This is a genomic window from uncultured Parabacteroides sp., assembly GCF_905196875.1.
In the GTDB taxonomy this organism is placed as follows: domain Bacteria; phylum Bacteroidota; class Bacteroidia; order Bacteroidales; family Tannerellaceae; genus Parabacteroides.
Genome location: NZ_CAJJWO010000093.1, coordinates 1 through 18,580, shown reverse-complemented (window position 1 = coordinate 18,580; position 18,580 = coordinate 1). Strand labels below are relative to the sequence as shown.

The 18,580-nt window shown below is 45.0% G+C and carries 13 protein-coding genes; 6 read left to right on the top strand and 7 right to left on the bottom strand.

Translation table 11 applies throughout. The features are described from left to right. The 5 genes from QZ076_RS20005 to QZ076_RS19985 all read right to left on the bottom strand — a co-directional run. Window positions 1–2,018, bottom strand: a 2,018-nt coding sequence (locus tag QZ076_RS20005; protein WP_293716657.1) for a GH92 family glycosyl hydrolase, incomplete at its 3' end; no start/stop codon positions are given. A 131-nt stretch (window positions 2,019–2,149) separates the two neighbouring features. Then, window positions 2,150–4,438, bottom strand: coding sequence for a GH92 family glycosyl hydrolase (locus QZ076_RS20000; protein WP_293716655.1), 2,289 nt, complete (start codon window positions 4,436–4,438; stop codon window positions 2,150–2,152). Between the two features lie 18 nt (window positions 4,439–4,456). Continuing rightward, window positions 4,457–6,796 (bottom strand): GH92 family glycosyl hydrolase, encoded by a 2,340-nt coding sequence (locus tag QZ076_RS19995; RefSeq protein ID WP_293716653.1) that lies wholly within the window; start codon window positions 6,794–6,796, stop codon window positions 4,457–4,459. A gap of 17 nt (window positions 6,797–6,813) precedes the next feature. Further along, complete coding sequence (locus QZ076_RS19990; protein WP_293716651.1) at window positions 6,814–7,923, bottom strand: basic secretory protein-like protein; 1,110 nt, start codon at window positions 7,921–7,923, stop codon at window positions 6,814–6,816. A gap of 241 nt (window positions 7,924–8,164) precedes the next feature. Next, complete coding sequence (locus QZ076_RS19985; protein ID WP_293716649.1) at window positions 8,165–12,196, bottom strand: hybrid sensor histidine kinase/response regulator transcription factor; 4,032 nt, start codon at window positions 12,194–12,196, stop codon at window positions 8,165–8,167. Between the two features lie 149 nt (window positions 12,197–12,345). On the opposite strand from QZ076_RS19985, the gene QZ076_RS19980 reads away from it, so the two are divergent. From QZ076_RS19980 to QZ076_RS19960, 5 genes are all read left to right on the top strand, one after another. Further along, window positions 12,346–13,455 (top strand): TlpA disulfide reductase family protein, encoded by a 1,110-nt coding sequence (locus tag QZ076_RS19980; RefSeq protein WP_293716647.1) that lies wholly within the window; start codon window positions 12,346–12,348, stop codon window positions 13,453–13,455. Between the two features lie 11 nt (window positions 13,456–13,466). Further along, on the top strand, window positions 13,467–13,913 hold the full coding sequence (locus QZ076_RS19975; RefSeq protein ID WP_293716645.1) for an OsmC family protein: 447 nt from the start codon (window positions 13,467–13,469) through the stop codon (window positions 13,911–13,913). A 123-nt stretch (window positions 13,914–14,036) separates the two neighbouring features. After that, window positions 14,037–14,729, top strand: a complete 693-nt coding sequence (locus QZ076_RS19970; protein WP_075556747.1) for a hypothetical protein — start codon at window positions 14,037–14,039, stop codon at window positions 14,727–14,729. After that, on the top strand, window positions 14,722–14,913 hold the full coding sequence (locus tag QZ076_RS19965; RefSeq protein WP_129734696.1) for a hypothetical protein: 192 nt from the start codon (window positions 14,722–14,724) through the stop codon (window positions 14,911–14,913). Before QZ076_RS19970 ends, QZ076_RS19965 begins: the two co-directional genes overlap by 8 nt. Before the next feature lie 7 nt (window positions 14,914–14,920). After that, window positions 14,921–15,922 (top strand): GGGtGRT protein, encoded by a 1,002-nt coding sequence (locus tag QZ076_RS19960; RefSeq protein WP_293716643.1) that lies wholly within the window; start codon window positions 14,921–14,923, stop codon window positions 15,920–15,922. Window positions 15,923–15,997: 75 nt separating this feature from the next. Here QZ076_RS19960 and QZ076_RS19955 read toward each other — a convergent pair whose 3' ends face one another. Both QZ076_RS19955 and QZ076_RS19950 read right to left on the bottom strand, forming a co-directional pair. Then, window positions 15,998–16,621 carry a hypothetical protein gene (locus tag QZ076_RS19955; protein ID WP_293716641.1) on the bottom strand — a complete coding sequence of 208 codons (624 nt, stop codon included), beginning with the start codon at window positions 16,619–16,621 and terminating at the stop codon, window positions 15,998–16,000. A gap of 2 nt (window positions 16,622–16,623) precedes the next feature. Beyond that, window positions 16,624–17,142 carry a DsbA family protein gene (locus QZ076_RS19950; RefSeq protein WP_293716639.1) on the bottom strand — a complete coding sequence of 173 codons (519 nt, stop codon included), beginning with the start codon at window positions 17,140–17,142 and terminating at the stop codon, window positions 16,624–16,626. Between the two features lie 109 nt (window positions 17,143–17,251). Here QZ076_RS19950 and QZ076_RS19945 point away from each other — a divergent pair, with 109 nt between their 5' ends. After that, complete coding sequence (locus tag QZ076_RS19945; RefSeq protein WP_293716637.1) at window positions 17,252–18,481, top strand: DUF763 domain-containing protein; 1,230 nt, start codon at window positions 17,252–17,254, stop codon at window positions 18,479–18,481. Window positions 18,482–18,580 lie beyond the last annotated feature (99 nt).

Sequence of the window (18,580 nt, the reverse complement as noted above, 5' to 3'; positions counted from 1 at the left end):
CTGGACGGGGCAACCGGATAAAAGCCAGCACAGTTGAACATATACCAAGCCGACATCTGGCCGCAGTCGTCATTACCGCTCAACGAACCCGGTTCGTTGCCATAGAAGCGATCGACTATCTCACGTACCCATTTCTGGCATTTCCACGGTTTACCCAGGTAATTATACAGATAAGCGACATGATGACAAGGCTCGTTGCCATGCCAGTAACCGCCGATGCGTCCCTGGATGTCGTGGGCACCCGGTATATCGTCGGGCAGTTCGACAGTAAAGAGTTCATCCAGCCGTTTCTCGAACAGTTTCTTTCCCGCCAGGTTGATATAGCCCTGTATATCATGCGGAACGGTCCAGGTATACTGCATCGTAAAGCCTTCGGTGATATCGCCCCAGCCATTCACCGAACCCGGCCCCTGATAAGCGATCGGGGCAAACGGCGTACGCCAGTTGCCCTGACTATCGCGGCCACGCATGTATTTGGTCTCCGGGTCTATCAAGGTTTGATAAGAGAGGGAACGGTTCAGGAAATAGGTATAATCATCCGTCTTTCCCAAAGTCTGGGCAGCGCGGGCAATGCAATAATCGTCGTAGGCATACTCCAATGTTTTGGAAACCGACTCCGCTTCTTTGTCGAAGGGGACGTAACCGTTACGGTCGTAATCCGGCAGACAATCGTAATGTTTATTCATTGCGGTTGTCTTCATAGCTTCGTATGCTCTTTCGTAATCGAATCCTTTCACACCTTTGACAATCATATCGGCCAGGACGGATACGGCATGGTAACCGATCATACACCAGGTTTCGTTGCCGTAGAAAGACCAGATCGGAAGCATTTGCTCCGTACTTTTATCATAATGGGCAAGCATGGAATTGGCGATATCGGCATTCACGTCCTGATGTACCAGATTAAACCAGGGATGCAGGGCGCGATAGGTGTCCCACAAAGAGAAAGTAGTATAATTCGTAAAGCCTTTGGCTTGTTCGATATTCTTGTCCAGACCTCTGAAACTACCGTCGGCATCCTGAAAAATAAAAGGATGCAAAGCGGCATGATAAGCAGAAGTATAGAATGTTTCTTTTGTCTTCCGGTCGGCTGTCACGCGATACTTTTCCAGTTCCTGTTCCCATAAGTCGATACCTTTTTCTTTCAGGCCATCGAAGGTCATGCCGTTCAGTTCCTGCATATTCAGTTTGGCACCGTCGGTGCTGACTGCGGAGACAGAAGTTTTTACAATGACTTCTTCACCGGCTTCCGTTTCAAAGGAAAGACAAGCCATCAGGTTCTTTCCCCAGGCTTCGTTCGTACTTCTGAAACGGGAGGTATTATAAATAACCGGCTTCTTGTCCTGCATGATACGGAAGTCTTTCAGCTTTTTGGAGAAGACGGCGGTGAAATAGACATGGCGCTCCGGCCCCCAGCCTTTGACCAGTTTGTAGCCGGTCAGGGTCGAATCGTTCTCAACACGGAGGTTAGACCATTCACAGGATTGCCATAACGTATGGTTCAGGTCGATCATGATAAAAGACTTGTCCGATTTGGGATAGGTGAAACGGAACATTCCGCTGCGCAACCCGGCTGTCATTTCGGCTTTCACGCCATAGTCCTGTAAGAGAACGGCGTAATAGTTGGGAGAAGCCCATTCCTTTTTGTGCGTATAACGCGAACGGTAACCTTCATCAGGGTTTTCACGGCTTCCCGGATCGAGTTTCATCTCACCGGTTCCCGGAATAAACAGGAAATCGCCCAGGTCGGGGATGCCGGTACCGCTCAGGTGTGTCAGGCTGAAGCCAAGGATGGACGTATGGTTGTATTTGTAACCGGCTGCCGCATCGTAGTATTTGGAGTCGGTATCGGGACTGATCTGGATACCTCCGAAGGGGATTTGTGCACCGGGGTAGACATTCCCGTAGCCGTCTGTTCCGACCAATGGCCTGACATATTCCGTCAGTTTCTCATTTTGTGCCGTGGCGGATAAAGCGATGCAGGACGCGGCTAACAGTGTGTATGTTCGTAGTTTCATATTTTATCAGATTTAAACCAATATAACCGGCCTCGTAGGGGCAGGTTCCAAACCTGCCCTTGGTGCCAAAGGGTGTACCTTTTGATTTTGGGCGGGTTTAGAACCCGCCCCTACGGGGTCTGTTATTTCTATTATTCTTTTATCTCTTTCGAGAATGAATAAGGCGCATCCTTTTCCTGTGTACCACGGTTTTTGTTCGGGGTATCAGACATGGTGCAGTTGATGGTCATACCGCGCAGCAGGTCTTCGTGAGACAGGTAGTTGCGGGTATAGTTCTTGCCGTTCACTTTCATGGTAGAGATATAACGGTTCTCAGCAGCGTTGTTGGCAGCGTTGATCACTACTTTCTTACCATTTTCCAGATTCAGCGTAACGTTTTTGAATAACGGGGACCCCAGGATATACTGGTCGGTTCCGGGACAAACGGGATAGAAACCGAGTGCGGAGAATACATACCAGGCGGAAGTCTGGCCGTTATCTTCGTCACCACAATATCCGTCGGGAGTGGCAAAATAGAGCTTATCCATCACTTCGCGTACCCAATACTGGGCTTTCCAGGGTTCGCCGGAATAGTTATACATATAGATCATGTGCTGGATCGGCTGGTTACCGTGCGCATAGTTACCCATATTCATAATCTGCATTTCGCGGATCTCGTGGATAACACCACCGTAATAACTATCGTCGAACAACGGCGGTACATTGAATACAGAGTCCATCATGGCGTTGAAGCCAGTCTTTCCCCCCATCAGGTCGATCAATCCCTGCGGATCGTGGAAAACAGACCATGTATAATGCCAGCTGTTACCTTCGGTGAAAGCATCGCCCCACTTCAACGGGTTGAACGGAGACTGGAAGGTTCCGTCTTCGTTACGGCCGCGCATCAGCTTGGTTTCCGGATCGAAGAGGTTCTTATAGTTCATTGCATGCTTGGCAAAGATTGCTATTTCAGACTCCGGTTTGCCGAGTGCCTTTCCTAATTTATAGATTGTCCAGTCGTCGTAAGCATATTCCAGCGTACGGGCGGCACTTTCATTGATCTTCACGTTGTAAGGTACATATCCCAGCTTGTTGTAATAGTCGTAACCCAGACGGCCGGTAGACGACACCTTCGGATGTACAGCGTTAGCACCATGTACAACAGCTTCCCAAAGCGTTTCGATATCGTAACCGCGCAGGCCTTTCAGGTAAGCATCGGCAACAACAGAAGCCGAGTTGTTTCCTACCATACAACCACGATGGCCGGGACTCGCCCATTCCGGAAGGAAGCCGCTTTCCTTATAGGTATTCACCAGACCTTCCTGCATCTTCACATTCATCGACGGATAGACCAGATTCAGGAACGGGAACAAGCAACGGAATGTATCCCAGAAACCGGTATCTGTAAACATATAACCTGGCAACACTTCACCGTTGTACGGGCTATAATGCATCACTTTGCCATTAGCATCCACTTCATAGAAGCTACGGGGGAAAAGAACCGAGCGGTACAGGCAAGAATAGAATGTACGCAGCTTGTCGACAGTATCGTCATTCACCTGTATACGTCCCAACACTTCGTTCCAGGTCTTGCGGCCGGCGTCTGCTATCTGGTCGAAAGAACGGTCGCCCAGCTCTTTCAGGTTCTGCTCTGCCTGCTCGGGGCTGATAAAAGAAGAGGCAACACGGGCATGAACGAGTTCGCCGCGACGGGTAGAGAAACCGATAATCGCACCGGTATGATCTTCCTGTGCTTCTGTCTCACCTTTACGGATCTCATTATCGCCTACCGTAGCTTTATACGTAAATGGTTTATCGAAGACAACTACAAAGTAATTCTTAAAATTGTCGGGCACACCGCCACTGTTGCGGGTAGTATAACCGACGATCTTATTTTCTTCCGGAATGATCTTGATATAAGAGCCGCGGTCGAAAGCATCGACAATCACATACGACTTATCTGTTTCGGGGAAAGTGAAACGGAACATGGCGGCGCGTTCTGTCGGGGCGATCTCTGTCACCACGTCGTGGTCGGCCAGATACACACGATAATAGTTCGGTTTGGCAACTTCCGCCTTGTGGGAAAACCAGCTGGCACGTTTATCCTGGTCGAACACCACTTTACCTGTTATCGGCATAATGGAAAACTGGCCGTAATCGTTGATCCACGGGCTGGGTTGGTGGGTTTGTTTGAAACCGCGTATCTTATCGGCATCATAGGTATATGCCCAGCCGTCGCCCATCTTTCCGGTTTGCGGCATCCAGAAATTCATACCCCACGGCATAGCGATAGCCGGATAGGTATTTCCCGTCGACAGGGAGTGTTTGGATTGAGAACCAACCAACGGATTTACGTAATCCACGAGGTCTGCCTTTGCAGCAGCTTTCATCGAAAACAAGCTGCCGCAAAGAGCAATAGCTAAAACAAATAGTCTCTTCATGGTCTAATATATGTTATTTTAATTTGATGATAAAGAATAAGGTTTGTCAGCTTCGGCAAAGACACGCTTCTTATTCGGAGCGGATGTCATTTCGAAGGTCAGTTCTCCCCCGTTCATTATATCTTGTTGAGTAATATACGCTTTGGTATAAGGTTTTCCGTTCAGTTTAACGGATTTGACATAGCGATTCTTATCGCTCACCTTCTCGGCTCTTACCTCAAACGTCTTTCCGTTTTCAAGAGAAACCTTCATATAAGGTAGATACGGAGCGCCTAATACATATTGGTCGGTTCCCGGACAAACGGGATAGAAGCCCATTGCCGACAGGATATACCAGGCAGACATCTGTCCGCAATCGTCATTACCACACAGGCCGTCGATATTGTTACGGTACATCTTATTCATGATCTCACGTTGCCAGTACTGGGTTTTCCAGGGTTGTGTAGTCCACATATACAAGAATGGGATATGATGGCTCGGTTCGTTGCCATGCACGTAACCACCCAGAAGACCTTCTTTGGTAACATCTTCCGTTTCGGCGAAGAATTCGTCGGGAAGGTGCATGGTAAAGAGAGAATCGAGTTTGGTGATGAATGACTTGTCACCACCCATCAGCCGGATCATATTGTTTACATCCTGGGGCACATAGAACGAATAGTTCAGGCCATTCCCTTCGATAAAACCTTCGCCATGTGTGCTCAACAGGTTGAAGTTCTCTTTCCAGCGTCCGTCGGAATAACGGGGACGGGCATAACCGATACTGGTGTCGAATACATTAGTATAGTTCATAGCCCGCTTTTTATAACGGTCGGCAACTTCACGATTACCTGCCAGAAGAGCTGTATTGTAAATCGTCCAGTCGTCGTAAGAATACTCCAGTGTCAACGAAGCGGCACTACCACTACGGTCGAGGGAGACATATCCTTTTTCCATCAATTCTTTCGTTCCGTCATAATAAGGAATGGTAGAGCTGCTGACCATTGCTTTCAACACTTCTTCCTTATCCAGCGGCAAGCCTTTTGCCACAGCATCAGCCAATACGGATACAGAGTGATAACCGATCATACACCAGTTCTCATTTGCCATATGGCTCCATACAGGCAACGCCTTATGTACACTTTGTTCGCAATGTTTCAGCATGGAACGGGCAATATCGGTATTCACCTGACGATTGATGATATTGAACAGCGGATGCAAAGCCCGGTACGTATCCCAGACAGAGAAGACCGTGTAATTAGTGAAATTGTCTGCTTTATGAATATTACCATCCAGGCCACGATACCGACCATCGACATCGGTGTAAACGCAGGGGTTGATCATCGTATGGTACAGAGAGGTATAAAGCATCGCCATCTGATCGTCAGTACCTTTCGCATCGATAATAGAAAGCTCCTTATTCCAGGTATCCGCAGCACGTGAAGCCAGTTGGTCAAAACTATATCCGGTAGCCTCGGCATGCAGGTTTTTCAAAGCGCCATCGGTACTTACACCGGAAAGGGCTACTTTTACTTCCAGTTCATCCGAAGAAGCAGGATCGAAATCGAAATAAGCAACGATCTTCCGGCCGCCTATATCCGGGAAGTTCTCTTTCATATTGAATTTGCCGTAACCGCCGCGGTAATCGACTTTTGCTTTTTCATCACAGCCGTAATGGATAACCGGTTTGGAGAAAGACATGGCGAAATAGGTATAATTGGTTCGTGCCCAACCGTTGGTTATACGATATCCTGTCACTAACGTATCATTTTCCACACGGATACTTGCCCACAGAACCTTTCCGTCGTAGTTATAAATACCATGTATCATATCCAGGATAATACGCTGATTCTTCGAATCTTTAGGGAAAGTATATTTATGTATTCCTGCCCGTTTGGTTGTAGTCAGTTGTGCTTTCACACCGTAATCGGCCAACATCACCTCATAATAACCGGGACGGGAGATCTCTGTGTCGTGTGAGAATCGGGAACGATAGCCACCGTCGGGATTGGTTGCTGTTCCGGGATTCAGTTTCAGGCAGCCGGTAGTCGGCATAATCAGGATATCCCCCAGATCGGAATGTCCGGTTCCGCTGAAATGGGTATGGCTGAAACCGACGATGCTGCTGTCCTTATGCTGGTAACCGGCACAATATTCGTAAGCCCGGGGTTGATATTTCCCGTCCACATTATGCGGGATCGTATCGGTATCCGGACTCAACTGTACCAGTCCGAACGGTACGCATGCTCCCGGAAAAGTATGTCCCATCCCGTTCGTTCCGATAATCGGGTTCACTAATGAGACTTTATCCTGCTGAGCAAATAAATTTCCTCCTGTCAGTAAAGCGGACAGAATTAAGGCTAAACATGTTGAAGACTTCATAATATATAATGTATTTGTTATTTCGTCAGGAACGCCTGGTACTCATTCCACATGCCTTCGATGCTGCTATCTTCACCGAAGACACTTTTTATCGCTTTATCGAAACTCCAGACTTCCAGGTCACGGACAGTCAGATGGAATTTACGTATAGCATCCGGATCTTTGGTTTTCAGCCATTGGATAAAGAACCCCGTTGTGCGGTAACCATCCATCCAGCTACCTCCGGGCTTGCGTGTATTCATATCAAAAAAGCCAGCTTCTGCCCGGACAGCATCAGCCATTCCTTCGATACAGGCCCAGAATTCCTTATTGGTAGAATAACTCCCAATACCTCTCGGTTCGAACTGATAGGCATGAACCAACTCATGGTATAAGACGCCACGTGTCTCAAAGTCGAGTTTATACAACGACTCGTTGGCCGACTTCTCTATGTGTTGTGTACTGTATTCGATGGAAATAACAGGGGGATTGCCGGATTTGGCAGATACACCCTCGTAGTCTTTCAGTCTATATTGAATGGTCTGCACGTCATTCATCGTATCCTGAGCGGTATAGAAAAGGATTTCCGCCACCTTTTCGGCATGGTATTTTATGTAAGTATCCGGATCCTGCACCAGGTCGGCATAAATGGACGCCCCCCTTGTCTGAGGATCGAGCACTTCGAAGTCTATTTGGGGATATCTGAAATCTTTCCAGTCGGTCAGAAGGTTCTTTTCAGAGAAAGAGACATCGCCTATTATCAATATATTATTTCCCTCAGTGGCTGCTTCCAGCATATACTGTTTATAATTTGAAGGATTAGCTATCGTGCAAAGTATCTCCTGATAGCGGGAGCAGAAACGCTGGTCTTTGCGTTCGTCAATCACCACCCATTTCGTTCCGTCGTACGAACCTTTTAATGTCCAGGTCGCCGGATCGTGTTCCGGCGCTTCTCCTGATGAGTAGAGTTTGTAACTTTGGATAGGAATGCTGCATTGAGTATCAAAAACAATTTTATTTAAGCCCTGCACTCCCGTATAACAAGTGGTAGGATCTCCGTCCGATAATTCCGGGACATTTACAGAGATATTTTCCCTACATGCAGAGAATAAGAGTAAGCTAACTACTACAATTACATATTTATTCATAACAACACAACTTTACTGTTAACTCAATAATGCATTCACTATCCAAAGAAAACAACTCTCCCAAAACGCCTTTGTCTAAAAATGCCGATCAAACAAGGGCGGTGATAATTCTCGAATGCAATATTAGTTAGTTTCCATTTCCCCGGGTTATTCCTCAAACGCCAAAAGAGTGTCATAATCTACATTCGGCAGATTATGACACTCTTTTGGTGATTTATGACACCAACAGTAAATCAGTCATTTACGGGGTATTCCGATACTCCCCGGGTGTTTGATTGTACTTGGAGGCGAACTCGCGGTAGAAATAGGATTTGTTTGAAATACCGACTTTATAGATGATTTCCTGTACATTCAGATTGGTCGTTACCAGCAATTGAGCAGCATACGTCAACCGGTAATCCTTAATAAAGTCGGTCGGAGTAAGCGGAGATATTTTCTTGAACCGCCGGTAAAGTGAACGGGTATTCATTCCCATTTTCTCTGCAATCAGTTCGGGACGCAAAGTTTCCTTATCCAGATTCTCTGTGATGATAGCAATAACTTCATCCATAAAGTCCTTGTCTTCCTGATGGATCAACTGCCCCCCGGATTGCTCGTAAGCACTTTCCGGTGAATAGTAATAATCTTTCAGTTCCTTCTTACTTGTCATCAGACGATTCACCACCGAACGGAGCACAACCGACGAGAATGGTTTAGTCAGGTAAGCATCAGCCCCCAGGTCCAATCCTTCAGCCTGATCGCTTTCGGAGATACGGGCGGAAACGACGATCAACGGGATATGCCGGGTAAACTTATCCGACTTCACGCGACTGATCAGCTCCAGGCCGTCTATATCCGGCATCATTATATCAGTAATAATAAGAGCCGGTGTTTGTTTCTCCATCAAAGCGAGTGCCTCTTCTACACTGAACGCTTCTTCTATGGTATAAGCCGGGGATAAGGATTCTTTGATAAGCCAGACAATATCTTTATTGTCGTCTACCACAAGGATGCAAGGTTTATCATCTGCAAAAACCGGTATGCTCATCTCCCCCTGGTCCGGAGAAGTCGCTAAAATACAGGCATCAGGTTCTTCGTTATCTTCTACCGTATCGTCTTCGTCTACATCCAGATGTGGTAACCGGACGATAAATTCAGCAAATTTACCTTCTTCACTTTTTACTTCTATCGTACCACGCAAAGACTGCACCATGCTATGACAGATGAACAATCCCAAACCGTTTCTGGAAGTCATTTGGGTATAATTGTTTCCATCCAGATCACCCAGTATACGATATCGGTCAAAGATTGTATTCAGGTCTGCTTCTGATATTCCTTTACCAGTATTATATACACTGATGACTAACGAATCATCCTCTATCGTTGCCGAGATACGGATGCTGCCGGCCTCGTCCGTATATTTGAAAGCGTTGGATATCAAATTAACCAAAATCTTCTTCAGAGCGGTAGGATCGGTATTCCAATTAAGAGAGTCCGGCAGAGATGTCGTAAAGTTTATTCCATTCTGTTCAGCAATAGGGGTAAAAGAGTCGTATTGCCTGCGGATAATATCGGAAACGGAAGTCTTTTTAATACTGAAATAGTTCATTCCCGCTTCCTCTATCTTGCGGAAGTCGAGGATTTCCTGGATCAGTTCGTTAAGGCTTATTACGTTATCCCGCAATATACGGATATATCTTATCAGTTTATTATCCGAAGTATTCTCTGCATAAGTATGGATATAATCCCCCACCCCGTTGATCAAAGTAAGCGGAGTACAAAGTTCATGTGTGATATTGGAGAAGAAATTCAGCTTTGCCTCATATAGTTTTTCTTTTTGTTCTTCCCTGATCTTCCGTGCAACGAGTTGTTGCTTTTCTGCCATCCTACGGTTGAAACGGTAGAGTAATCCCGTTAATAAAAGAAGAAATGCAAACACATATAATACGATTGCCCAGGTTGAACGATACCAGGGAGGAAGCACCTTCAATGGTAAAAGGTATTCGCGGGCATTCGAGTCGTACACATCGTTTTTATAGCGGACTTTCAGTACATAGTTACCGTAAGGAAGTTTGGTGAACGATATTTCGTTATTCTTCTGTAATTCCGTCCAGTTGGTATTATAATTCTGCAACAGGTAAGAGTATTCATAGTTTTCTCCATGAATATAATCTGTTGCAACAAACGAGATATTAAACGTCGAGATATCCGGAGGAATCACGAGTTGAGCAGACTCTGCATCCGAATAGTCGTAAAGACTTACCGTCTCCCCTCCCATCTTCAGTTCAAAGAAATGAAGGTCCGGCCGAAAGTTTTCCAACTGGTCATTTTGGGGTTCGATCCAGACGAGACCGTCGATACCTCCGAAAAATAACCGTCCGGTATATTCGCATATCCAATAGGCGTCATCCGAAAATTCTGTAACTTTCAACTCCTGATGCCCATAGTTATGGAAGAAACTGTTACGGGGATTATATTTCGTCAATCCTTTATTGGTACTTAACCAGATACATTCGTCCCGGTCTTCCAGTATACCGTGAATCATATCGTTGCTGATACCGTCACTCCTGTCGAACTGCCTGACATCACAGGTGCCTGATGAATTACATTTCATACGGGTTATTCCGGAACTGGCACCCAGATAAAAGGTCGAGTCGCTACTATAATACAGGCTTAATACGTCACCAATTGCCTGGTTGGATGAATTATTCATCGACATAAAGTCATATTCTCGGGTAAGCAGGTCAAAACGTGCCATCCCGTATCCGCCCCGGCTACCCAGATATATAGTCGATTTTCCGTCATAATACATCGAATAGAATTCGTTACAGACTTTACCATCCTTCTCCAGTTGATAGGAATCAATATATTTAACGACCAGACCCGATTTACTTTTCTCCAGAAGAACCTCGATCAACCCATCCCCTGTCGTGGCTACCCATAAAGTAGAATCGTTCACCTCACAGATGGAATGCACATATCTTAACTTTGTATCGATCTTACTGGGAAGTGTATATACCTTCCCATCTTCATACGAATAATAGGAAAGCCCCGGACCGTCCGTTCCGATCCATACCAAAGAATGATACCGGCTCTTGTAAAAACAATATACACGGTTATTAGAAAGTCCGTTGGCTGTGGTATAACGGGTTATCTTATCTGAAGGTATTTGTTTTCCCTTATAAGAATCATACTCCTTTATACGAACAAATCCATCTCCTTTTGTTCCGAACCACAACGTTTTATCTTCGTCGGTATAAACCGAACGCACAGGATTACGCATCACAAAAGGCAAATCTTCCAGCAACAACCCGTCAAAACGCTCAGACTTATCGTAAAACATCCTGACACCCTGTCCGTCCGTTCCGATCCAAAGAATATTCTGCTTATTGTCTTTAATCATACTAAAAATACCGATATTCAGATCAAAAGCTCCTTCCGGTTCATCCAGATCCATCAATAAACCATCCCTGAACGCCAGGTATTGTTTCGACTGAAAAGAGACAATACGGGATATATCCCCATATTTCTTCATCCATACGGAAAGATCAGACAAATATTTTTCCTTTTTATCCTTCATTCCATATTGATACAATTTGTTCTCAATATCCACATAATAGAGAATACCTTCTTCATAAAAAGCCTGCCTTATCCCTTTATCATGTATTTTACTTTCTTTTATCTGTAATTTAAGAGGTAAAGTAGAATAATCCGTAACGATCTTTTTCAGAAAAGCGTCAGACGAAAGGATATAAAAATTCCCTTGTCCATCGGTAAACAAGGCTTTTACTGCATCCGGAGTTATCCCTTCCGTATAAATATCCTGAAAAGAACCGGCCTGGGCAGTATAACAGGAAATAAAATTCTTCCTACTGACCAACAAGGTGTTTTCCAGAGAGTCTGCAACAATCAGGCGGCATTCGGGATATTCCATATACGACTCCGTCACTTTGCGATCTCTCAATGAAAACCGGTTCAGTCCCATCGAAGTCGAGATCCATAAATACTCTCCTCCACCTCCCGATATCTTATGAATAATATTGCTGCAAAGTGTATTTTTATTATCAGGTTCAAAACGGTAAACATAAGTATTCTTCCCATTATACAAGTTCAATCCGTCATACGTTCCAAGCCATATATAACCATGGGCATCCTGATAAATATCTATTATCGCATTATTCGACAAATCAATATTATTCGCTTTATGGAACGCCATCGATGCCGTGCCTTTAAAAAAAGGACACAGCAGGAATAAGCCCAATAATAGAAATCGTATTGATAGGAATCGAGTCATTATTATGTTTATTATTGATCAGACGACAAATATAATCCATCTTTTCCGTAATATTAAAACTTTTTAAGCTTAAAGGAATAAAGGATTATTAATAAAGCGATAACTTCGCATATTCGAAGGTGATAATATCGTTTTAACACATATAATATATGAAAAAGTATCTACCTCTTGCCGCTTCCGCACTGCTTCTTGCAGCTTGTAGCGAAAAACCGGGTTACGAAATAACCGGTACAGTATCAAACGCCGATCTGAATGGAAAGTATGTATATCTCTATGAATACGGAAATCCGGATGACTTACCTCTGGACAGTGCATTAGTAGAAAACAACACTTTCAGATTCAAAGGGACACAAGAGGGTTCGCTGCTTGCTACTCTTCAGTTCTCAACGGATGTTGTTCCCGAAGAACGTGGTAAACCCAATCTGTTTAAAACAACATTCACCCTTGAAAACGGAAAAATCATCGCTAACCTCGACACATTCTCTGTTGTGACCGGAACACCGGCCAATGATGCAGAAAAGGCATTGAAAGATGAGATCGCTCCAATTTATGATGAAATGGGTAAGCTGGGGGATGCCATCCGTTCTGAAGATAAAGAGATAGCCAATGCCGCTGAAAAGAAGTATGACGAATTCAGCGAAAAGATCACACGGGCAATCTGTAACTATATCCTGGCCCATATGGATCAAAAAATGTCTGCCAAATATACGTTCGACAACCGTTACAACCTGAGTGAGGAACAACAGACTGAAATCATTTCACAGGCTGACTCTACATTCAAGGCATTCCCGGGTATCGACAAAATGATGAGCCGTCTCGAAATATTGAAAAATGTAGCTGTCGGTAAACAGTTCGTAGACTTCGAAATGGCTGACCCTAAAGGTGAAGTCCACAAACTTTCTGAATTTGTAGGTAATGGCAAAGTTGTTCTGATCGACTTCTGGGCATCCTGGTGTCCTCCTTGCCGTAAAGAGACACCGCATTTGGTTGAACTATACAAACAATACAAGAATAAAGGCTTTGAAATCGTTGGCATCTCACTGGATAGCAAAGCTGATGCATGGGCAAAGGGTGTAAAAGACCTCAACATTACCTGGATACAACTGTCTGACCTGAAAGGCTGGCAGAATGCAGGTGCCGCTCTATACGGAGTAAACAGCATTCCTCATACGGTTCTGGTCGACAAAGACGGTACAATCATCGCCAAAAACATTCACGGAGAGGAAATAGATATTAAACTGCAGGAAGTTATTAAATAAAAAGTTACGATATGCCTGCCCAAATAACCCTCGACTGGAAAAAAGATTCAGTCTTTGAGACACAGATGGATGGCCATACGGTAACAATCGACACCAGCAAAGAAGACGGCGGCACCGGTTCAGGTGTCCGCCCGAAAGCTTTGATGCTGGTTGCTATGGCCGGTTGCAGCGGCGTAGACGTGATCTCTCTTTTCAAAAAAATGAGAGTCCGTTTCGAGAAGTTGTCGATCGACGTCAAAGCAGAGACATCCGATACCATCCCCATGCTCTATACAGCATTCGACGTAACATACCATGTTACAGGAAACGCCGACGACAGCGCCCGGATAGAAAAAGCAATCCGCCTCTCACAGGAAAAATACTGCGGTGTAGCGCTTATGATGAAAAAGATAGGCCCCATCACCTACCAGATACTGCTTAACGGGACCGAACTTAATATTCAGCCTACCGAGAAATAACGAACTTACCGTCTTGCATGGCTGAATTAAAAATTTTATCTTTGTGCGGTCTTTTAAAAGGCGATATTACATAGAAATTAGCAAAAAGTTTTATTATCACTTTAATATAATAAATTAGCGATTATGATTTATTCACATGAAGTTCAACACATGTGTGTTGTAAAGAAGGGAGCCAACCATCCTTGTGCTCCGATTCCTGAAGAAGGAAAATGGGTTAGATCTACTCAGATCACTGACATCTCAGGTTTGACTCATGGTGTGGGTTGGTGTGCTCCTCAGCAAGGTGCATGTAAACTGACACTGAACGTAAAGGAAGGAATCATTCAGGAAGCTCTGGTTGAAACAATCGGTTGCTCTGGTATGACTCACTCTGCTGCGATGGCATCAGAAATCCTTCCGGGCAAAACTCTTCTGGAAGCATTGAACACTGACCTTGTTTGCGACGCTATCAACACAGCCATGCGCGAATTATTCCTGCAGATCGTTTACGGACGTACACAGTCTGCTTTCTCTGAAGGCGGTCTGCCTATCGGAGCCGGTCTGGAAGACTTGGGTAAAGGTCTGCGTAGCCAGGTTGGTACTATGTTCGGTACATTGGCTAAGGGCGTTCGTTACCTGGAAATGGCAGAAGGTTACTGTACTCGTATGGCATTGGATGCTGACGATCAGGTAATCGGATATGAATTCATCCACCTGGGTAAATTCATGGATATGGTAAAGAAAGGCATCGATGCTAACGAAGCACTGGAAAAAGCGAAAAGTTCTTACGGTCGTTTCAAAGAAGCTGTAAAATATATCGATCCTCGTAATGAATAAGAAAACACTGACACGCGTCCTGATCGGGCTAATTATCATAACTGTTATCGCGACGGTAATCACCTACTTCGTCATGAAGCCGGACCGTCCCTGGATGGCTTTTTATATGGCCTGTTGCGGCGGTGTACTTGTTTTCAACTTTCTAATATCTTTATTCCTGGTAAATAAGAATTTAAAAAAGTAAAAATAATATGGCTTTATTTGAAAGTTACGACCGTCGTATTGATCATATCAACGCGGTTTTAAAAGAATATGGTATCAACGGTATCGAAGATGCAAAAGCTATCTGCGACGCTAAAGGTATCGATCCTTATACAATGTGTAAGGAAACTCAACCTATCTGTTTCGAAAATGCATGCTGGGCTTACGTTGTAGGTGCTGCTATCGCTATCAAGAAAGGTTGCACAAGCGCTGCTGATGCTGCCGAAGCTATCGGTATCGGTCTGCAGGCATTCTGTATCGCTGGTTCTGTTGCTGACGACCGTAAGGTTGGTATCGGCCACGGTAACCTGGGTGCACGTCTGCTTCGCGAAGAAACAAAATGTTTCGCTTTCCTGGCAGGTCACGAATCTTTCGCTGCTGCTGAAGGTGCTATCAAGATCGCTGAAATGGCAAACAAAGTTCGTAAAGAACCGTTGCGCGTTATCCTGAACGGTCTGGGTAAAGATGCTGCTATGATCATTTCACGTATCAACGGCTTTACTTATGTTCAGACTCAGTTCGACTATGCAACAGGTGCTTTGAACGTGATCAAAGAATATCCGTATTCAACAGGTCTTCGTGCAAAAGTAAAATGCTACGGTTGCGACGACGTTCGCGAAGGTGTTGCTGTAATGCGCGCTGAAGGTGTTGACGTATCTATCACAGGTAACTCAACTAACCCGACTCGTTTCCAGCACCCGGTAGCCGGCACATACAAAAAAGAATGTATGGAAAATGGTCATAACTACTTCTCTGTTGCTTCAGGTGGTGGTACAGGCCGTACGCTGCACCCGGATAACATGGCTGCAGGTCCTGCTTCTTACGGTATGACCGACACAATGGGCCGTATGCACGGTGACGCTCAGTTCGCTGGTTCTTCATCAGTTCCTGCTCACGTAGAAATGATGGGATTCCTGGGTATCGGTAACAACCCGATGGTAGGTGCTACTGTTGCTGTAGCTGTTGCTATCGAGGAAGCTATGAAGAAGTAAGTAAAACTTCATATGAGAAAAGCTCCTGCAGTCGGTGATTGCAGGAGCTTTTTATTTTTATCAGGATAGCAAAACTTATTGTCTTCGTCCTCCATTCCTTCCGCTTGTATTCGATCTGTCATTCGTTGTTGACTGACTGTTTGTTGGATTGGTGTACTGTTCTGTCCGGTTGCTTGTTCCGCTGTTCGAGGGTCGGGTAACTTCTGAAGGCTTCGTCTGTGGACGGCTGGTTTCAGGACGATTCGACTCCGGTCTGTTGGATTCGGGACGGCTGGGTCGATTCGACTCCGGTCGGCTCGGACGATTCGGACGGTTGGGTTTGTTCGGACGATTGGGATGACTCGGATGATGATGATCCGGTGGGTAGATATAAATCGGACGACCATAATCCGGCCAGATCATAGGAGGCGCTGCCGGTGGCAGATAATTTACATCGTCATACAGATACTCATAACCGGTCAGGTAGTTATCCCAGAACTCCAGTGCATATACTTCATTTCTGCCTGTCCGGTATTCCAACACTTCCTGTACATAGCCATCCTTCTTGTTGACTGCCAATACCCGTTCGGGAGGACCCATAAGGTTTTCTACCTCGGCAATGGTCATGCCGGTAGTCAGCATTCCCAAATCGAGATATTTATAGGCACCACAGGCAACCAACAGGAAAGATGCGACTATGAACAAACCTATTTTCTTCATATTCATTTGGCAATAATCGACTCCAGATATTCTACGAATTCGGAAGTCATCCAGTTCCCTTCAAACTGTTCTCCGTTAACAAAGAAAGTAGGAGTTCCCTGCACATTATTTTCTAGGCCGGAGTCGTAATCGTCCTTTACCTTCTGGTAGAAACGATCTTTACCGAAATCCGTTTCAAATTCCGCTGCATTTATACCCAGCTTCTTTGCATATTCCAATAAGTAATAATCATCCAACGCATTCTGATTCTCGAAGAGAAGGTCATGCATCTCCCAGAATTTATCATGGGCTCCTGCAATCTCAGCCGCAATAGCAGCATGTAAGGCGTGAGGATGTAATTCTGTCAGCGGAAAGTTACGGAAAACAAACATCATATTGTTTCCGAACTTCTTTTGGATATCTTTTACAATATGGTATGCCTTACTGCAATAAGGACATTGATAATCGGCATACTCTATTAATTCTATCGGCGCTTTAGCCGGACCTTGAACATGATCGTTCTTGTTTACTTCCAAATACATATCTGTTACTATTTGATTTCTAAATAATAACACAACAACCTTTTCATTTGTTGCTTTATTAGCATTTCATTAACTGATTTGATTTTGTTTTTTATTTACCTTCGCATACATGAAACGAGGTACAGCTGATTTACCACTCCATTACGGGACCGTCCCACCCTGGTTGGCTCAACGGATGAGTTCGCTCGGAGGAGCTATTGCCGAAGCGATCGTTATCGAATACGGCCGCCCGGAATTATTACGACGATTGAGCGATCCGTTCTGGTTCCAGTCGCTGGGATGTGTGCTTGGCATGGACTGGCATTCGTCGGGTATCACGACTTCGGTGATGAATGCATTAAGGAAAGCGATCAATTGCCGGTCGGAAGAGTTGGGTGTTTATATTTGTGGAGGAAGAGGGAAGTTTTCAAGAGAAACGCCTAATCAGCTGTTGGAAGTAGCCGATAAAACTGGATTGAACGGGAATGAACTGGTGAAATGCAGTAAACTGGCAGCCAAAGTAGATAATACGGCGGTACAGGATGGTTTCCAACTTTATCTACATACGTTTGTCGTCACCAAAGAAGGCGACTGGACGGTTATACAGCAAGGGATGAACCCAAATGAACGTATGGCCCGGCGTTATCACTGGCTCTCTTCGTCTCTGCGTTCGTTTATGGAGGAGCCTCATACTTCTGTCTGCGGCAGAAATCAGGGATTGATACTTAACCTGACGGATAAATTGGCAGCTCCTACCAAAGAGGGGATCGTGGAACTAACCAAAGAGACACCGGATAAACTGATGCGCGAAGTATCTATTATCCTGCCTAACCATCATGAGGTGAAAGCGGAAGATGTGAATCTGAAACGGCTAGGTGCAGCGTTGTTACTGGCACATGAGACGAATGTAACAGATATGGAGTCGTTACTTTTGCTGGAAGGTGTCGGGCCGCGCACACTACAATCGCTTACTCTGGTCAGCGAAGTGATACATGGGACTCCTTCCCGTTTCTCTGATCCGGCACGCTTCTCGTTTGCTCACGGAGGGAAAGACGGACATCCGTTTCCGGTTCCGACAAGCGTTTATGATGAGACGGTCGAGGTATTTGATAAAGCGATACGCCAAGCTCGCCTTGGAAATAAAGAGAAATCGGATGCTTTGAAAAATTTATCCAAAATATCCCAGGAGATGGAAAAAGGATATACTCCGAGTAATTACTTCGACGACTGGGTACAGCATGAACGGGATACCTCTTATAAATATGGAGGAAAGACCGTCTTCGGCGATGCAAAAAAGCCTTTAAAGAAAGAGGATAAAGGAAAAGATAAAGGGGGGATACAATTAAGTTTATGGGATTGAGAGTTGTATATTGGTTTGATATGAATGCTTCACTAACTGACAATAATGAGCCAATTTGCTAATGTGCCAATATGCCGATGGAGATAGCAATAGGTTCAA

Coding starts and splice junctions, on each gene's coding strand:
- QZ076_RS20000 (WP_293716655.1), bottom strand. CDS start 4,438: ATGAAGAGACTATTTGTTTTAGCTATTGCTCTTTGCGGCAGCTTGTTT.
- QZ076_RS19995 (WP_293716653.1), bottom strand. CDS start 6,796: ATGAAGTCTTCAACATGTTTAGCCTTAATTCTGTCCGCTTTACTGACA.
- QZ076_RS19990 (WP_293716651.1), bottom strand. CDS start 7,923: ATGAATAAATATGTAATTGTAGTAGTTAGCTTACTCTTATTCTCTGCA.
- QZ076_RS19985 (WP_293716649.1), bottom strand. CDS start 12,196: ATGACTCGATTCCTATCAATACGATTTCTATTATTGGGCTTATTCCTG.
- QZ076_RS19980 (WP_293716647.1), top strand. CDS start 12,346: ATGAAAAAGTATCTACCTCTTGCCGCTTCCGCACTGCTTCTTGCAGCT.
- QZ076_RS19975 (WP_293716645.1), top strand. CDS start 13,467: ATGCCTGCCCAAATAACCCTCGACTGGAAAAAAGATTCAGTCTTTGAG.
- QZ076_RS19970 (WP_075556747.1), top strand. CDS start 14,037: ATGATTTATTCACATGAAGTTCAACACATGTGTGTTGTAAAGAAGGGA.
- QZ076_RS19965 (WP_129734696.1), top strand. CDS start 14,722: ATGAATAAGAAAACACTGACACGCGTCCTGATCGGGCTAATTATCATA.
- QZ076_RS19960 (WP_293716643.1), top strand. CDS start 14,921: ATGGCTTTATTTGAAAGTTACGACCGTCGTATTGATCATATCAACGCG.
- QZ076_RS19955 (WP_293716641.1), bottom strand. CDS start 16,621: ATGAAGAAAATAGGTTTGTTCATAGTCGCATCTTTCCTGTTGGTTGCC.
- QZ076_RS19950 (WP_293716639.1), bottom strand. CDS start 17,142: ATGTATTTGGAAGTAAACAAGAACGATCATGTTCAAGGTCCGGCTAAA.
- QZ076_RS19945 (WP_293716637.1), top strand. CDS start 17,252: ATGAAACGAGGTACAGCTGATTTACCACTCCATTACGGGACCGTCCCA.